At 71.3% G+C, this 15,412-nt stretch carries 21 protein-coding genes and 1 pseudogene; 13 read left to right on the top strand and 9 right to left on the bottom strand.

All coding sequences use genetic code 11. The features are described from left to right. Positions 1-126 precede the first annotated feature (126 nt). Positions 127-468 (bottom strand): YbaB/EbfC family nucleoid-associated protein, encoded by a 342-nt coding sequence (locus ABT092_RS00110; protein WP_351238014.1) that lies wholly within the window; start codon positions 466-468, stop codon positions 127-129. Positions 469-917: 449 nt separating this feature from the next. On the opposite strand from ABT092_RS00110, the gene ABT092_RS00105 reads away from it, so the two are divergent. Then, entirely contained in the window at positions 918-1,670 is a 753-nt protein-coding gene (locus ABT092_RS00105) for an SLATT domain-containing protein (RefSeq protein WP_351238012.1), read from the top strand. Between the two features lie 49 nt (positions 1,671-1,719). Here ABT092_RS00105 and ABT092_RS00100 read toward each other — a convergent pair whose 3' ends face one another. From ABT092_RS00100 to ABT092_RS00090, 3 genes are all read right to left on the bottom strand, one after another. Next, positions 1,720-2,370, bottom strand: coding sequence for a putative DNA-mimic protein (locus tag ABT092_RS00100; RefSeq protein ID WP_351238010.1), 651 nt, complete (start codon positions 2,368-2,370; stop codon positions 1,720-1,722). Between the two features lie 121 nt (positions 2,371-2,491). Next, a complete protein-coding gene (locus ABT092_RS00095) occupies positions 2,492-3,223 on the bottom strand; it encodes a GntR family transcriptional regulator (RefSeq protein WP_351238008.1) in 732 nt (243 codons plus the stop codon). A gap of 118 nt (positions 3,224-3,341) precedes the next feature. Further along, positions 3,342-4,769 carry an aspartate aminotransferase family protein gene (locus tag ABT092_RS00090; protein WP_351238006.1) on the bottom strand — a complete coding sequence of 476 codons (1,428 nt, stop codon included), beginning with the start codon at positions 4,767-4,769 and terminating at the stop codon, positions 3,342-3,344. A gap of 251 nt (positions 4,770-5,020) precedes the next feature. Between ABT092_RS00090 and ABT092_RS00085 the strand changes: the two genes are divergently transcribed. After that, a complete protein-coding gene (locus tag ABT092_RS00085; protein WP_351238004.1) occupies positions 5,021-5,647 on the top strand; it encodes a type 1 glutamine amidotransferase family protein in 627 nt (208 codons plus the stop codon). After that, on the top strand, positions 5,640-6,155 hold the full coding sequence (locus ABT092_RS00080; RefSeq protein ID WP_351238002.1) for a MarR family winged helix-turn-helix transcriptional regulator: 516 nt from the start codon (positions 5,640-5,642) through the stop codon (positions 6,153-6,155). The genes ABT092_RS00085 and ABT092_RS00080 overlap by 8 nt, the downstream gene beginning before the upstream one ends. A 22-nt stretch (positions 6,156-6,177) precedes the next feature. On the opposite strand, the gene ABT092_RS00075 is transcribed toward ABT092_RS00080, so the two are convergent. Next, positions 6,178-6,468, bottom strand: a complete 291-nt coding sequence (locus tag ABT092_RS00075; RefSeq protein ID WP_351238001.1) for a hypothetical protein — start codon at positions 6,466-6,468, stop codon at positions 6,178-6,180. 173 nt (positions 6,469-6,641) lie between these two features. Next, the gene (locus ABT092_RS00070) at positions 6,642-7,535 is read right to left on the bottom strand and encodes an NAD(P)-dependent oxidoreductase (RefSeq protein ID WP_351238000.1); all 894 of its coding nucleotides are present in this window, start codon (positions 7,533-7,535) and stop codon (positions 6,642-6,644) included. Between the two features lie 52 nt (positions 7,536-7,587). Between ABT092_RS00070 and ABT092_RS00065 the strand changes: the two genes are divergently transcribed. Both ABT092_RS00065 and ABT092_RS00060 read left to right on the top strand, forming a co-directional pair. Next, the gene (locus tag ABT092_RS00065; protein ID WP_351237999.1) at positions 7,588-7,941 is read left to right on the top strand and encodes a winged helix-turn-helix transcriptional regulator; all 354 of its coding nucleotides are present in this window, start codon (positions 7,588-7,590) and stop codon (positions 7,939-7,941) included. Between the two features lie 220 nt (positions 7,942-8,161). Beyond that, on the top strand, positions 8,162-9,028 hold the full coding sequence (locus ABT092_RS00060; RefSeq protein ID WP_351237998.1) for a hypothetical protein: 867 nt from the start codon (positions 8,162-8,164) through the stop codon (positions 9,026-9,028). Positions 9,029-9,146: 118 nt separating this feature from the next. On the opposite strand, the gene ABT092_RS00055 is transcribed toward ABT092_RS00060, so the two are convergent. After that, positions 9,147-9,290, bottom strand: coding sequence for a hypothetical protein (locus tag ABT092_RS00055; RefSeq protein ID WP_351237997.1), 144 nt, complete (start codon positions 9,288-9,290; stop codon positions 9,147-9,149). A gap of 141 nt (positions 9,291-9,431) precedes the next feature. Between ABT092_RS00055 and ABT092_RS00050 the strand changes: the two genes are divergently transcribed. The 6 genes and pseudogenes from ABT092_RS00050 (at position 9,432) to ABT092_RS00025 (ending at position 13,217) form a co-directional block, all read left to right on the top strand. Further along, positions 9,432-9,638 (top strand): hypothetical protein, encoded by a 207-nt coding sequence (locus ABT092_RS00050; protein ID WP_351237996.1) that lies wholly within the window; start codon positions 9,432-9,434, stop codon positions 9,636-9,638. Then, positions 9,622-10,146 (top strand): DUF6879 family protein, encoded by a 525-nt coding sequence (locus ABT092_RS00045; protein WP_351237995.1) that lies wholly within the window; start codon positions 9,622-9,624, stop codon positions 10,144-10,146. Before ABT092_RS00050 ends, ABT092_RS00045 begins: the two co-directional genes overlap by 17 nt. After that, positions 10,130-10,966 carry a Scr1 family TA system antitoxin-like transcriptional regulator gene (locus ABT092_RS00040; protein WP_351237994.1) on the top strand — a complete coding sequence of 279 codons (837 nt, stop codon included), beginning with the start codon at positions 10,130-10,132 and terminating at the stop codon, positions 10,964-10,966. The genes ABT092_RS00045 and ABT092_RS00040 overlap by 17 nt, the downstream gene beginning before the upstream one ends. Positions 10,967-11,148: 182 nt before the next feature. Then, a pseudogene (locus ABT092_RS00035) lies at positions 11,149-11,630 on the top strand (hypothetical protein). Between the two features lie 86 nt (positions 11,631-11,716). Further along, the gene (locus ABT092_RS00030; RefSeq protein WP_351237993.1) at positions 11,717-12,379 is read left to right on the top strand and encodes a class I SAM-dependent methyltransferase; all 663 of its coding nucleotides are present in this window, start codon (positions 11,717-11,719) and stop codon (positions 12,377-12,379) included. Positions 12,380-12,470: 91 nt separating this feature from the next. After that, positions 12,471-13,217, top strand: a complete 747-nt coding sequence (locus tag ABT092_RS00025; protein ID WP_351237992.1) for a phosphotransferase family protein — start codon at positions 12,471-12,473, stop codon at positions 13,215-13,217. Between the two features lie 131 nt (positions 13,218-13,348). Here the strand turns inward: ABT092_RS00025 and ABT092_RS00020 are convergent, their stop codons facing one another. Together ABT092_RS00020 and ABT092_RS00015 are read right to left on the bottom strand one after the other, a co-directional pair. Further along, the gene (locus tag ABT092_RS00020; RefSeq protein ID WP_351237991.1) at positions 13,349-13,543 is read right to left on the bottom strand and encodes a DUF397 domain-containing protein; all 195 of its coding nucleotides are present in this window, start codon (positions 13,541-13,543) and stop codon (positions 13,349-13,351) included. Next, positions 13,540-14,400 (bottom strand): helix-turn-helix domain-containing protein, encoded by an 861-nt coding sequence (locus ABT092_RS00015; RefSeq protein ID WP_351237990.1) that lies wholly within the window; start codon positions 14,398-14,400, stop codon positions 13,540-13,542. Before ABT092_RS00015 ends, ABT092_RS00020 begins: the two co-directional genes overlap by 4 nt. A 284-nt stretch (positions 14,401-14,684) precedes the next feature. Between ABT092_RS00015 and ABT092_RS00010 the strand changes: the two genes are divergently transcribed. Further along, entirely contained in the window at positions 14,685-14,939 is a 255-nt protein-coding gene (locus ABT092_RS00010; RefSeq protein ID WP_351237989.1) for a hypothetical protein, read from the top strand. 139 nt (positions 14,940-15,078) lie between these two features. After that, positions 15,079-15,357, top strand: a complete 279-nt coding sequence (locus ABT092_RS00005; RefSeq protein ID WP_351237988.1) for a hypothetical protein — start codon at positions 15,079-15,081, stop codon at positions 15,355-15,357. The last annotated feature ends 55 nt before the right edge of the window (positions 15,358-15,412 follow it).

Here is a 15,412-nt window from a genome sequence, read left to right as displayed (position 1 = left end):
GGGAGCGGCCCCCGGTTCCCCGGGTGGTGCTACGGACGCCACCGTAGTTGCCCGCGGGCCGCCGCAGAAGTACGGGGACCCCTGCCGTTCCCGTTCGGGTGCGGGACCTCCTCCCGTGGGGGTGGATCAGAAGGGCAGGCCCGGGATCGAGCCGCCGCCGAGCCCCTGCGCCAGCGGACCGAGCTTCTCCTGCTGGAGCCGCTGGGCGTTCTCGTTCGCCGCCTGGACCGCGGCCAGCACCAGGTCCGCGAGGGTCTCGGTGTCCTCCGGGTCGACGGCCTTCGGGTCGATCACCAGACCGCGCAGCTCGCCGGAGCCGTTCACCGTGGCGCGGACCAGGCCGCCGCCCGCCTGGCCCTCGACCTCCGTCGACGCCAGCTCCTCCTGCGCCCGGGCGAGGTCCTGCTGCATCTTCTGGGCCTGCTGGAGCAGCTGCTGCATGTTGGGCTGGCCACCACCGGGAATCACGATCAGCTCCTGTTGCCGGCGCCTGGCGCGCCGACGGGGACGACAGTACGGTCGGCGGGCTTGCCCGCCTGGCACGAGCCTACGTGCTCCGGGGGCCGCTCGCCCCAGCACTCTTTCGAGTGACACGGCAGCACCGGCGCCGGGCGCCCGCGCCGGGCCCCCGGGCGCGTGACCGGCTACCTGCTGCCCGCGGCCGGGCCGGGCGCGGCGCGCCGGGGCGCACCGGGCGTCCGGAGCACCCCGACGCCCACCCGCCACGTCACGTACGGTCACAGTGTGCATACGGAACGGAGTGCATGGCCCTGAACGGCCGTCCGCACCCCGCGAACGGATGAGCGATCCGGTGTCCGGGCCGGAGCCCGGCCGGCCGCCCCTTCGCGAGGCCGCACCGCCGCACCACCGACCGACCGCGACCGACGGAACGCACGAGGGAACAAGGGGAGTGCCGGGTGACTCAGCCGGAGATGCAGCCCGAAGGGGCGTCCGAGGGGAACACCCCGGACGACCGTGACGGAGGCAGGGGCCTCCGGCCGGGCGACCTGGTGGGACGGCCGCTGCCGCTGGGCGACTGGGCCGATCCCACCGAACGCCTCGACGAGCTGTACCAGTGGGTGGAGCGCGGGGCGCTGGACATGGCCGAGTGGTACCTGGCCGACCGGGTGTGGAAGCGCCGGTGCGCCCGGGTGCTGCGGGGCGGGGCCGCCGCGCTGGCGCTGATCGGGGTGGTGCTGCCGCTCGTCCCCGGGGGCGGTCTCGCCCGCTGGGGGTACCTGGCGCTGCTGCTCGCCGTCGCCTGCCTGGGGTGCGACCGCTTCTTCGGGCTGACCTCCGGCTGGATGCGGGACGTCGCCACCGCGCAGGCGGTGCAGCGCAGGTTGCAGGTGCTCCAGTTCGACTGGGCGTCCGAGTGCGTGCGGGAGGTGCTGGGGCCGGCGGAGGGCACCGCCTCGGAGGCCGTCGAACGGTGCCTGGGGGTGCTGCGGCGGTTCTCCGACGACGTGTTGGAGCTGGTGCGGGTCGAGACCGCCGACTGGATGGTGGAGTTCCGCGGCGGCCCCGCCCCGCTGGGCCTCCAGGTGGGGTGTGCGGGGGCCGGCCCCGGCACCCGCCCGGACCTGGTGCCCCCGCGGTTCGCCCTGGCCCACCCGGCGACCGCGCCCCGGCCCAACATGCCCCGGCAACGCCCGCCGGAGCCGCGCTGACGTTCCGTCCCCGGGCGGGCGCCGCCCGCGCCCGCCCGGGGACGGAACGTCAGCTGAAGATGATCATCGAGCCCTGGGCGAGGCTCCGGGTGGCGGCGGCGTGCAGGCCGAGCCAGACGTGGCGCTCGCGGGCGTAGGGGCCGCCGTCGAGCGGGATCGGGGCGGCCGGCTCCTCCAGGGTGGTGGGGCCGGCCGGCGGCAGGGGGGCCAGCGGCGGGTTGCGCGGGTCGATGCCGATGGCCGGGGCGACGTACTCCAGCTCCCGCAGCAGCCCGTGCGAGGAACCCAACGGGCCCCCTCCGGCGAGGAGTTCGTCGTTGGAGAGCGGGGCGGGGAAGTCCAGCGGGACGTAGGCGCCGGCGTGGTCGTAGTGCCAGACCAGGTGCGACTGCTTGGCCGTCGCCTCGAACATCTCCAGCAACTGCTCGTAGTCCCCGCCCAGCGCGTCCACCGGGGTGACGGTCAGTCCGCAGAGCTGGAGCAGGTACGCCCGGCGCAGGAAGTGCAGGGCGTCGTAGTCGAATCCGGCCACCGGGGCGACGTCCCCGGAGAGCCCCGGCATATAGGCGTAGACGGGGACCGGCGGTAGGCCGGACTCGGCCAACGTCCGGTCGTAGAGCGCGAGTTCCTCGGCGAAGGGATTGTCGGGGCTGTGACAGAGCACATCGACGAGCGGGACCAGCCAGAGGTCACAGGCCAAGGGTGGGCACTCCTTGCAGAAGTCCGGCGGACGGGCGGAACCGGGGCCACCGCGCACCCCGGTGCACCGAAGGGTAATGCGCCCGCGGCGGCTTGGCGCCCGGTCGTCGGGACCCACCTCGTCAGTCGGACGGCACGGTGGCGTCCAGCCCTCGGATCAGCTCCAACGCGTGCGTGTTGTAGGCGGCGAACACCGATCGGGCGGTGGCCGGATCGCGACGGGCGAGGGCGTCGACGAGTTCGGTGTGCGCGGACCACAGCCGGCCCGCGAGGCTCGGCTGACGGCGCAGCAGCGGCACCGCGCAGCTCCAGGACTGCACGCGCAGCCGGTGCAGGAAGTCGGTGAGGTACGGATTGCCGAAGATCGCCCCGAGTTCGCGCCAGAACCGCAGGTCGTAGCCGATGAGGACGTTGAGGTCGCCGGCGAGGGCGGCCCGTTGCGCTTCCTCCCCGCGCCGGCGCACGGTGTTCAGCGCCTCCTCGACGTCGGCGTTCCAGGCGGTGCCGGTGAGTCCGCTGAAGAGGGCGTCGGTGACCAGGGCGCGGGCCTCGACCATGCCGCGGAAGTCCGCGAAGGAGTACGCGCGGACCTCGAACCCGCGGTGTTGGACGGCGTCCAGGAGCCCCTGCGCGGAGAGGTCCACCAGGGCCTCGCGCACGGGGGTCGCGGAGACGCCGTACTGTTCGGCGATCTCCTTGACGGTGAACTCCTGACCCGGTTGGAGGCGCCCGGCCAGCACCTCGTCCCGCAGGGCGTCCGCGATCTGCTGGCGCAGCGTGCTCCGGGTCACGGCGGGGGCCGTGCCGGTCCCCCCGTGTCCTCTGCTGCCGTCTGCGCTACCGCTTCCGGACATGAAACGCGTCCCTCCCCCGCGTGGCAGTGGCGAAATCGCCGCTACGGGCGGAGGAACACCCTACGCGGTCCCCGGGCCGTCGGACCCCTTCGTGACGGCCCGGGAATCCCGCCCGGGGTCACACGGTGTGCTCGTCGGCCACTGACAGTGCGGCGTCCAGGGCGGCGAGGCCCTCGGCGGCCTCCTCGGCGGTGAGGTTGCAGGGCGGGACGACGTGGGTCCGGTTCATGTTGACGAACGGCCAGAGCCCGTGGCGCTTGGCCTCGGCGGCGAAGGCGGCCATCGGGGCGTTGGCACCGCCGGTCGCGTTGTAGGGGACGAGCGGTTCGCGGGTCTCGCGGTCCCGGACGAGTTCGAGCGCCCAGAAGGCGCCGAGGCCGCGCACCTCGCCGACGCTGGGGTGGCGGGCGGCGAGTTCGGCGAGGCCAGGGCCGAGCACCTCCCGTCCCAGGCGCTCGGCCTGCCCGATGACGTCCTCGTCCGCCATCGTCTCGATGGTGGCGACGGCGGCGGCGCAGGCCAGCGGGTGGCCGGAGTAGGTGAGACCGCCGGGGTAAGGGCGGCGGGCGAAGGTTTCGGCGATCTCGGGGGAGATCGCCACCCCGCCGAGCGGGACGTACCCGCTGTTGACGCCCTTGGCGAAGGTCAGCAGGTCGGGCACGACCTCGTAGTGGTCGGCGGCGAACCAGGCCCCGGTGCGACCGAAGCCGGCCATGACCTCGTCGAGGATCAGCACCACGCCGTGTTCGTCGCACAGGGCGCGGACCCCGGCGAGGTAGCCGGGCGGCGGGGGCATGATGCCGGCGGTGCCGGGGACCGTCTCCAGCACCACGGCGGCAACGGTGCCCGGGCCCTCGAAGGCGAGGGTGTCGGCGAGGTGGGCGAGCGCCCGGTCCCGTTCCTGCTCCTCGGTCTCGGCGTAGAACGGGGAGCGGTAGAGGAAGGGCGCCCAGAAGTGGACGACGCCTGCCGAGCCGCTGTCGGAGGGCCAGCGGCGGGGGTCGCCGGTGAGGTTGATGGCCGCGGCGGTGGCGCCGTGGTACGAGCGGTAGGCGGAGAGCACCTTGGGGCGGCCGGTGTGCAGCCGGGCCATCCGGACGGCGTTCTCGACGGCCTCGGCGCCGCCGTTGGTGAAGAAGACCTTGTTCAGGTCGCCGGGGGTGCGCTCGGCGATCAGCCGGGCGGCCTCGGAGCGGGCCTCGACGGCGAAGGCCGGCGCGAAGGTGGTGAGCTTGGCGGCCTGTTCCTGGATCGCGGCGACCACCCGGGGGTGCTGGTAGCCGATGTTGGTGAAGACGAGCCCGCTGGTGAAGTCGAGGTAGCGGTTGCCCTCGTAGTCCCAGAAGTGGGCGCCCCGGGCGCCCGCGACGGCGAGCGGGTCGATGAGTTCCTGGGCGGACCAGGAGTGGAAGACGTGCGCGCGGTCGGCGGCCTTCACCGCGGCGCCGGTCGCCGGGTCGGGCTGCGGCTGCCGGGTCGTCGGCGGCTGCGGCGTCGGCGGCTGCGGCGTCGGGGCCTCGGGGGTGCCGGTCGTCTGAGGGCTCATGGTCACCGAGCGTAGGCGGCCGCCGGGGCGGGGCGGTATCGGCGGGCTGTACGGCTCTGGGGGTGCGGGGCGGACAGTTCGTCCAGGGGTGGGCGGCTTCCGGGGGCAGTTATTGACAGCACCCTGTCATGATGACAGGGTGCTGTCATGAGCCGGGCGGTTGCCGCGGGGCGGTTCGCCGCCGGGCAGCACGGCCCGCCATCACGCTCACCCACCACGCCCATTGCAGTCATTGCAGTCAGGAGATCGTCATGCCCGGCTCCCCCGCCCCCGAAGCCGCTCCCGTGCACCTCACCGTCTACGACACCTTCGCCGACTGGGAGACCGGCCACACCACCGCCTTCCTCGCCCGCGGCGGCTACCGGGTCCGCACCGTCGGCCCGACCCGCGCCCCGGTGACCAGCATCGGCGGACTGCGGGTCACCCCCGACCTCGCCCTTGACGAACTCGCCCCCGAGGACGCCTCGCTGCTGATCCTGGTGGGCGCCGACCGGTGGGACACCGGGGACGACCTCGCGCCCTTCGCCGAGAAGGCCCGCGCCTTCCTCGACGCCGGCGTCCCGGTCGCCGCGATCTGCGGGGCCACCGCGGGCCTCGCCCGCGCCGGGCTGCTGGACGAGCGCGCCCACACCAGCGCGGCGGCCCCCTACCTCGCGGCCACCGGCTACCGGGGCGCGGCGCGGTACGTGGAGACGGACGCGGTCACCGACCGCGGCCTGGTCACCGCCGGCCCCACCGAGCCGGTCGCCTTCGCCCGGGAGGTGCTGGGCCTGCTCGGGGTCTTCGAGGGCGAACTGCTGGACGCCTGGTACCGGCTGTTCCACGACTCGGACCCGGCCGCGTACGAGGTGCTGGCCGCGGCGGACGGCGATGAGTGAGGCCGGCGCGAGTGAGCCCGGCGCCGACGAGGGGCGCGCCCGGCAGGACCTGTTGAGCGCCACCGCGCTCGGGGTGTTCCGGTTGAACGGCCAGTTCCTCGCCGTCTCGGAGGCGCTGGCCGCCCCGGCCGGGTTGTCCGCGACCCGCTGGCAGGTGCTGGGTGCCGTGTTGCGGGAACCGCTACCGGTCGCCGGCATCGCCCGGGCCATGGGGATCACCCGGCAGAGCGTCCAGCGCACCGCGGACGCCCTGGTCGCCGGGGGCCTCGCCGCCTACGACCCCAACCCGGCGCACCGGCGGGCCAAGTTGCTGCGACCCACCGCGGCGGGCCGGGCCGCGGTCGAACGGATCGGCCCGCCCCACGCCCGCCTCGCGCAGCGGCTCGCCGAGGAACTCGGCGAGCCGGAGTTCGCCGCCACCGCGCGGGCCCTGGAGCTGCTGTCGGCGGCGCTGGAGCGGATCGACCGGGACCCGGACCGGGAGCTGGACGGGCTCGGGGACGGCTGACGGGTCGGAGGCGACGGGTGGATCAGCCGAGCTTGCCCAGTCCGCGCTGGAGGTCCTCGGCGTTCATCACCGGCAGCACCTCGACCTCGGCGTCCATCTCCACGAAGAACGGCTCCCCAGCCGGCACCAGGTCGGAGCTGTCGGCCAAGTCCATCACCAGCAAGCAGGTCCGCTTGCCGCCGAGCGGCAGGAAGTAGGCTGCCTCGGGCTTCAGGTGATCCATCGTCTGCTGGATCATGTGCGGCATCTTGCCGCTGCGCAGCAGCTCGTTGCCCTTCTCGGTGTCCAGGGTGGCCCGGAGCATGACACGCATGACACTCACCTCTACTGTGGCGGCCCCCCTCCGTTCCCCTTTTCTCCCAGAATATTCCTCATGGGGCGGGTCGGCTCGTGATCGATGAACGATCGGGTCCGGCTGCCGCCCCGCGCTCCGACCTCGGGCGACGGGGGCGGGGGTGCCCTCGACCCCGCCCCTGTCGCGCGCCCTCAACGCCGGCTGAGCAGCGCGGCGACCCCGACGAACCCGTCGGCGTCGTGGCCCCGTCCGATGGCCCGGCGGGCCAGGCCCTCCGCCGCGCGCATCACGCCGGCGTCGATGCCGTGCGCCTCGGAGGTGTGGATGACGTGCGCCATGGACGAGGCCGCCGAGGTGAGCGGGTTGCCCTCGCCGGAGGTCGTCCCGTTGTCCATGTCCGGTGCGAGTTCCTCGAAGAACGGCGGGAGGATGTCGCCGATGCCCTTGGCGAACGGCGCCAGTTCCCGCGCCGTGATCCCTTCCGCCCGTGCCACCGCCACGGCGTGGGCGTACCCCGCCATGGCCGTCCAGAAGACGTCGAGCAGCGCGATGTCGAACGCCGCCGCCCGGCCGATCGGCTCGCCGAGGTGGGTGTGGGTGCCGCCCAACACCTCCAGGACGGGCCGGTGCTCCTGGTAGAGGTCCCGGGGGCCGCTGTGGATGAACACCGCGGCGGGGGTGCCGATGGTCGTCGTCGGCGTCATGATCGCGCCGTCCAGGTAGCGGATGCCGTGACCGCTCGCCCAGCCGGCGGTGTCCCGGGCCCGGTCCGGGGTGTCCGCGGTCAGGTTGACCAGCGTGCGCCCCCGGAGCGCCTCGGCGACCTCCCGGCGTCGCAGGATGCCGTCCGCCGCGTCGTAGTCCAGCACGCAGACCACGGTGAGGTCGCTCGCGGCGACCGCCTCCTCCGCCGACCGGGCGCCGAACGCGCCCTTCGCGACCAACTCCCGGTCCCGGCCCGGCGTCCGGTTCCAGACCGTGGTGCGCAGACCGGCCTTCAGGAACGCCTCCGCCAGGGCCCGCCCCATCGGCCCCAGGCCGAGAACGGTGACGGTGGCGTCAGACTGTTCGGTGTACGGGGACATGACGCAACTCCGTGGGAATCTCGTGGGAATGGATTGATGGAACGGGGTGAAGATGACGCGCAAGCGCGCCCAGGACCCGAACGTCTGCGGGGTGACCGCCGCGATCGCCGTGATCGACGGCAAGTGGAAGACGAGCCTGCTCTGGCTGCTGGAGTCAGGCCCCTGCCGCCCGGGCGAGCTGCGCCGGCGGCTGCCGGGGCTCAGCGAGAAGGTGCTGACCCAGGCGCTCCGCGACATGGAGGCCGACGGACTGGTGCACCGCGAGGTGCACGACGTCCTGCCGCTGAAGACCCTCTACTCCCTGACCGCCTTCGGCCGGGACCTCTCCGAGGCCCTGGCCCCCCTCTCCGACTGGGGCCACCGTCGCCTGGAGCAGCTCACCGACACCCGGCCGGACGCCCCCTGACGCATCGCCCCTTCCCCGGATCCTGGTGGTGGTGGAACCGCTTCCACCACCAGGATCGGCCCGTCGCCCGGCACCGCCAAGTACCCACAAAAAAGTGGCTACCGCGGACGGTGGTGAACCAACCGCCCCACCGGTCCGCTCCGTCGTTCCGTCGAAGGACCGCTCGTGTCCGTCGCCGGGGCGGGCGGGCGGTGTCGGAGGCGGGAACTACGGTGCCGCCATGACACCTGAACCCGCCGGTCCCCCGAACTCCCCGGCCACCACGGTCCCTCCGGCTCCTCCCGAGGCCCAACGGTCGTCGGAGGGTGACTGGAGCCGGCAACTCTCCGACGCCTTCGCCGTGTTGCTGGGCCGCCCCCTGGAGGAGTACGACCCCGACGCGGTGTACGCCGCCTCGGTCAACGGCAACCTGATGTACGAGACCGGGTTCGCACGGGACCCCGCCTGGGTGCGTCCCGCCGCCCTGCGCGGCGGCCAGCCGGTGGTGTGGGACTGTCCCCTGTTCGACGAGTCCGACCGGTTCCCGACCTTCGACGCCGGCGGGTCGGTCTTCGACTTCTCGACGTCCGGGGAGGGAACGACGGTGCTGCCCCGTGACTTCGCCGACGCCGTCGACACCGTGTGCTTCGGCCGGGGCCTCGTCCGCGGTGCCGACCTCGCCCCGCTGGTGGAACGGTACGGCGTCGACCTCGCCGATCCCGCCCTCGCCGGCGCCTGGACGGTGTTCTTCCCCCGGCTGGTCTCGGACGGCACGCTCCTCGACGCCCTACGGGCGGCCCTCGACACCGGGCACGCACCCGAGCAACTCCTCCCCTTCGAGGTGGAACCCGACGAGGAGTGGCAGGAGGAGCTGGCCGCCATCGACCACCCCCGACTCCGCGCCCACCTCGGGTACTTCTGCACCGACGGCGAGGAAGGGTTGATGCCCCTCCTCGACGACGCCACGACGGGCGGCCTCCAGGACGAGGGGTGCCGGCCGGTGGTCGGCTGGGAGGACGGACACGGTCAGATCGACATCAGGGTCGTGCGGCTGAGCGACCGGGTCGCCGGGCCGCCCCGGGTTCCCCGCACGCCGTCGTACCGCTGAACCCGATGACCCGCCCCCCGTCCCGTCGAGCGGGCTCCTCCGTCCGATGCGCACGGCCGCGCCGGGCCGACCGCGCTTCACCCGTGGACGGGACCGTGCGACGGTGCCACCACCGGGCTCACCCCGAGCCCGGGGCAGCAGGCCGGGTCGCTGCCGGACGGCGCCGGCCGTCGAACCACTGCCCGCCGACCTGGACCAGCACCATCAGGAGGAGGGCCGCCGCGACGGGTGCGCCGAAGGACAACACGAAGCCTGCCTTCACCCTCGTCTTCGTACTCCCCGGTCCCCCGGGTTTATGCCACAACGCGCATAGTCATCCTCCGACGTGGACGCCCGTGACGGCATGCCCCTACGGTCGGGGGCGTCAAACTCCAGCCCGCACCGGTCACGAGGGAGTTCCATCATGGCTCGCGCAGAACTGATTCGGCTCACCGGCAACGGAACCGGTACGTGCGGAGGAGAGGACTGCCCGAACGTCTACCGGACGCCGACCGGTTCGTTCCTGGTCCAAGGCAACGTGTCCCACGCGTACGACGCTCCCCGGGGTGAAGGGCTCGTGGAGATACCGGAGGAGACGTTGAGGGAGGCCGTCCGTGCTCTTGGATGGTGAGGAATGGAGCAACCGGTTCGCGGCGATCAGGCACGAAGCCTGGCGACTCGAAACCCTCCCGCAATACCTCGTACCGCAGGAAGCCGAGGACCTCGCCGCCTTCCGCGAGGGCCGATCGCTGGCTCCCTACACCGCTTCCCCGTACACCGAGCGCGTCTCACGCCAGCGGGTCGAGGGGAAGTACAACGGCCGCGTTCACATCGTGACGCAACCCCTCTCCAGTTACCTGGAGTTCGAGTTCAGCCGCTACTACGGGGTACACGTCGGAGCGGGAGACGACATCCGCATCCTGGACGTGACCGGCCGACCGAATCCCCTGGAGGGAGTCCAGGACTTCTGGATGTTCGACCGGTCGGAGGTGGTCCTCATGAACTACGAGGCGGACGGGACACAGATCAACCGCACGGTCTTCGAGGGCGACGTCTCCGCCTTCGTCGAGTACCAACGCATCGCCGTCGCAGAGTCGGTGCCCTTCGAGGAGTACGTCGACGGTGGCCATCCAGCCTGAACGGCTCGACCAGTCCCGGATGGAACTGGCTGCCATGCTCCAACGCCTTCGCAAGCAAGCCGGGCTCTCAGGAGCCCGGCTAGCCGCACGTTGCAACATGTCGCAGTCCAAGATCAGCCGTATCGAGGGCAACAAGATCCGCCCGTCCCTCGTGGATGTCGAGCAGATCCTGAAGGCTCTGGGAGCGCCTCCGACCGTCACGGCCGAGGCCACGGCCCTGGCTCGCATCTCTCAGACCGAATGGCAGGGTCGGAGAACCCTCCATCGCAAGGGGCTGGAAAAGAAGCAGTGGGAACTGGCAGGGATCGAAGCATCCACAACGGACTTCCGGCACTTCCTCCTCTCCATGACCACCGGACTGTTGGCAATCCCGGAATACATCACGGCGAGCATCTCCAACACACCACCCGCACAGCAGGCCAAGGCCGTTGCCATGAAACTCGAACGGCAGGCCGTGTTACTCGATCACGCCAAGAACTTCACGTTCATCCTCACCGAACAGGCGGTCAAGTACCCACTCCTCCCCCCTCCTTCCATGGCCATGCAGATTGACCGCTTGACCCTCCTTTCCCATCAGGTGAACATCGAGATCGGGCTGCTGCCGCTGGGCGTGAATTTCAGTAGCACTCCACTCAGCACGTTCACGGTGTACGACGACCGATTGGCGACCATTGAGACAGACTTGGGCGCAGCCGTGTTCAGAGACCCCAGGGACGTCCGCTCACTCCTCGATCGTTTCGACGGGTACCAGTCACGAGCCGTCTACGGCGACGAGGCCAGGGGGCTGCTGACCCAATGGGCACGAGCATTCCGGCGGTGATCTTTATTCCGGAACGCGCATGATTTCACCAAGCCCGTCATTTTTGGGGAAGATGGCATTTCAACGGGCCGATTGATTTTGAAGGCCAGTGGGATGACCGAAGTCTGTCCAGGATTCCCGACCGGTCGACCAGGCCCGTACCCGTGCCGTGCACTACTCCACACAGCAGGAGGTCTTGCACCATGAGCACAGCGGTTCAGACGAGGACCCGTGATCCTCGCACCATCCTCAACGCCTTGGAGGAGCGTGTGCCCCACCTCGTGACGGACACGGGCGTGGCCGATCTGTGGGAGCGCGAGGTTCGCCTCCTCCTCCGCGACAGCGTGTCCGTACGCAGCCTCGCGGAGCGCGTCCTGGGGCAGGGCATCGCGTACGTCGTCACCGCGATGGAGAACCCCGGCACCGACATGGGTGTCGGGTACACCGTGGACATCGGAGTCCACCAACTGATCCTCGACACCCCTCTGTACTTCGCCCTGTGCGACGCGCACAACGGCGGCCGGTACAAGCACCACGCCCCGCTGATCGAGCGACGCCGTGACGGCGTGGTCGCGCGCACGGCCGAATTCATCCGCGCGGCCGGGTTCGCGGTCGACGACGAGTTGTGGGACGTCGACGCGTCGGACTGCTCGCCGTGCGACGACAGGTCCCCGACAGCCACTGAACCGGCCCGATTCTCCTTGCCCCTGCCCCTCCTTCCGGAGGGCAGGGGCAACCTGCACACCCCGACCAGACACGAAGGACACTCCGTTGCCCGCACAGCACGACCTCGACAGCGAACGCGAACTCTGGAACACCTATGCCGAGAGCACCCGGAAGGACGTGTTCGGGTCGGACCCCGTCTTCCGCTGGACGCAGTACGCCGGGCACGGGCCGGGCCCGGAGCTGCTCGGCTCACCGGAGTCCGTCCTCGAAGTCGGCTGCGGGACCGGGCGCGCGCTGGCATACCTCGCCCAGCAGGGCGTCAAGGCGACCGGCGTCGACATGTCGCCCGTCATGGTGGCGAACACCACGGAGCGGTGGGGACCCTTGGGGGTCCGGTTCGCCTGTGCGGACGTCCTCTCTCACCTCGCCGAGAGCACGGAGACCTACGACGCCGTGTACTCGATGTTCGGCGCGGTCTGGTTCACCGACCCGGCCAGGCTGCTCCCCCTGGTCGCCGACCGACTGAATCCGGGCGGCGTGCTCGTCTTCTCCCACCCCCCGGCCATTCCCGGCGCGTACGGGCCGCAGGGGATGTACAAGGGGGGATTCGCGGGCAAGGCGATGTACACGTACCGCTACAGCTACACGCCCCGGAAGTGGAAGGGGCTCCTCCTCAAGGCCGGGTTCCGGGAAGCGGAGGTGTACGAGCTGGCGGCCCCGACACGGGGCCACATCGGGACCCTGATCGGTCGCGCGGTGGTGGACTGAACGACGAGCCGCACCGGGGTGCGGGTCGGGCGCGGTAGCGCCCGCGAAAACCCGGCGACCTCGGCGCTCCTTCCCGGAACACTGGTCGCCCATGGACGAGGTACAGGTCGTGGTGGCCCATTCCGAGCGGGTGACCCTTCGCGTGGGGGACGTGTTCCTGAAGGTGGACGCCGATCAGGCCCGCGTCGACGCCGAGGTCGAGGCGATGTCCCTCGCGCCGGTGCCGACCCCGGAGGTCCTGTGGCGCGAACCGCCCGTGCTCGCGATCGCCGCGCTCCCGGGAACGACGCTCGGGCGCCTCGGCGGGCCGTCGACCGGAGCGTCGACGGCGTGGGCCGCGGCGGGCGCCGTCATCAGGACGCTGCACGAGGCGCCGCCTCCGCCGTGGCCGGGCCGAGCCGGCCGCGACGTCCTGGCGCTGGCGACGGAACTCGACGACGAGTGCGCGGCGCTCGTGGCGAACGGCGTGCTGCCCGCCGACCTGGTCACCCGCAACCGCCGGGTCGCCGAGGCCGCGCTCCGGCCGTGGACTCCGGCCTTCACCCACGGCGACCTCCAGATCGCCCACGTCTTCCTCGACGGCGACGAGGTCACGGGCGTCATCGACTGGTCCGAGGCGGGCCGGGGCGACGCCCTGTACGACCTCGCCGCCTTCACGCTCGGACACGAGGAGCACCTCGACGACGTCATCGCCGGCTACGGCACCGAGGTCGACCTCGACGTGATCCACGCGTGGTGGTCCCTGCGGAGCCTGCTGGCCGTTCGCTGGCTGGTCGACCACGGCTTCGACCCCTTCGCGCCGGGCTGCGAGGTCGACGTGTTGAGGTCCCGGACGTGAGGCGGCGCCTGAGCCCACGTCAGCTCTTCCCAGGTCGGCGACGACTCCTGAGGTGGTGCCCTGCGGGGCCATCGGGCACCGCGCCCCCGTCCGGCGCTCGATCGGACGGGAGCGGTCCGCGTGCTTCCGGGCTACGCGCGGTCGTGCTGGAGGCCGGCCACGAATGCGGACCAGCCCGGAACGGACACGGACACGGCCGGCCCCGAATCGGCGCACTTGCTGTCGCGGAACTGGACGGTGCCGCAGAGACCGCGCACCTCCACGCAGTTGTGCGTGTTCCCGTTGCTGTACGACGACTTCGTCCAGTCCTGTCCTATGGTGCTCATGTCTCTTGATAGCTCCTCGCTGCCTCAGCAAGGACGCGACTACTCGCGTCCTCGTCAAGTGCCTTGGACCAGATACTTGCAAAGGCAGCACCGTACTGTTCAACTTCGGCGCCCTTGTCAAGGTAGTACCCGCTGGTCAGCGTATCGCCGTAGACCGTGGTGGGCTCTCCTCCAACTCCGGGAGGAAAGCCCATCATCACGAATGGTCCCGCGAGGACTCCGGGGTGAACGCCCACCGACAACGGGACCACCCGGATCGATGCCCGTCGGACACCTGCCACGTAGACCAGATGCCCGATCTGCGCCGCCATCACCGCAGGGCTGCCGACGGGACGAAGCAGCGCGGCTTCGTCCAGGGCGACCCGAACCCTGGGTGCCCCATCCGTCCGGGTCAGGATCCTCTGCCGTGCCATTCTGATGTCGACGCGGGTCTCCACCTCTTCGTCAGTCAGGTTGGGGTAGTGGCAGCGCGCGATGGCACGGACGTAATCAGGCGTCTGGAGCAGCCCCGGCACCAGACCGCTTTCGTACGTGTCGATCTGCCAGGCGGCTTCCTCCAGGCTGGCGTACACGTCGAAGCCGGGGACGCCGTAACTGTGCCACCAGGCGCGCGCCTTCGACTCCTGCGCCAGCTCCATCAAGCCTGCCGCCGCCTCGTCAGCGCCGTACACGCTGCACATGTTCTGTACGTCCATGGACCGGAGCGGAGCTTTGCCCCCTTCGATCCGCCAGATCTTCGACTCTGACCATTCCAGGCGATCGGCGGCCTCCCGCTTCGTCATCCCCGCTGCTTGGCGGAGCTGACGGAGGTTCCGGCCGAGTTGTCGCCGCGCGACGGTGGTTTCTCCCCTGCCCATTCGACCCTCCCAAAAAGTCGTGCACGGTACATGACCCGTCACGCACCGTGCGCTGACGAAAGGCTGTTCGCACCTCTTTTGGTGCCAATCCCACGGTGCACTGTTGCACGGTACGCCGCTTCCCCGGCAACGTTGAAGCCACACAACACCCGCCAAAAGGCGCGTAGTTGACAGACGTAACCCACACGAGGAATCTCATGCAACAGCCAAACCTTCAGCCCCAAGAACCCCAGTCACCCCAACCGCAAGAGCCGTCCGAACCGTCCAACCCGCCGCGTCCGTCGTTGGCCGAGATTCGGTCGGGCGACCGTGGCGCCCCGCCTCCGCCCGGGGGTGACTGGGCGGCGGATCTGGCCGTCGAGTTGCTGTCCGCTGCGGCGAAGCAGGCGCGGATCGAGTTGCCGGGGTTGTCGGTGCTGGAAGACGGGGCACGGCCTCCGCTGGTGTACTTGGGGTGGTGCAACGGTCGGGCGGCGGAGATCATCGCGGAGGCGTTGACGATCCGGCACCTGGCGAACGTCCGGGCGGACCGGGGATGAGCGGTCGGAGTCGAGCGCGCCGTGGTGGTCGGCGGCGGTACCGGGTGACGGCGGACGGGGCCCTGTGGGGCGGCATCATCGCGTTGATGACCTGGGGGTCGCTGATGGTGGTCGCCGTCCTCGTCGCCACGGAAGGCATGTGAACCCCGCCCCACCCGACGCCGACACCCACGCCGACGAACCCGCCCCCATCGGCACGCTCGTCTACGACCCCACCAAGGGCACCACCGGACGCGTCATCGACCGCTACCACCGCCACCACCACCCCGTGGCACTCCTCCAACGCCCCGGCGGACGCCCCTGGGAAGCACGACCCGAAACCCTCCGCCCCGCCACTACCCACCAACGGCACTGCTTCGCCGCCCTGGACCGCCGACACGTGTCGGCGAACCGATCGGCAGGCGGCCCGCGAGCCTGAGGGAAAGCACCCAGAAGACGGGGCGTGCCCCGTGCCCGGTCGCAGGACCGGGCAC

Source organism: Streptomyces sp. NPDC002490 (assembly GCF_040296045.1).
Lineage (GTDB): Bacteria > Actinomycetota > Actinomycetes > Streptomycetales > Streptomycetaceae > Streptomyces.
Note: the sequence above shows the minus strand (reverse complement) of the source record. Positions and strands in the feature narration are given on the sequence as shown.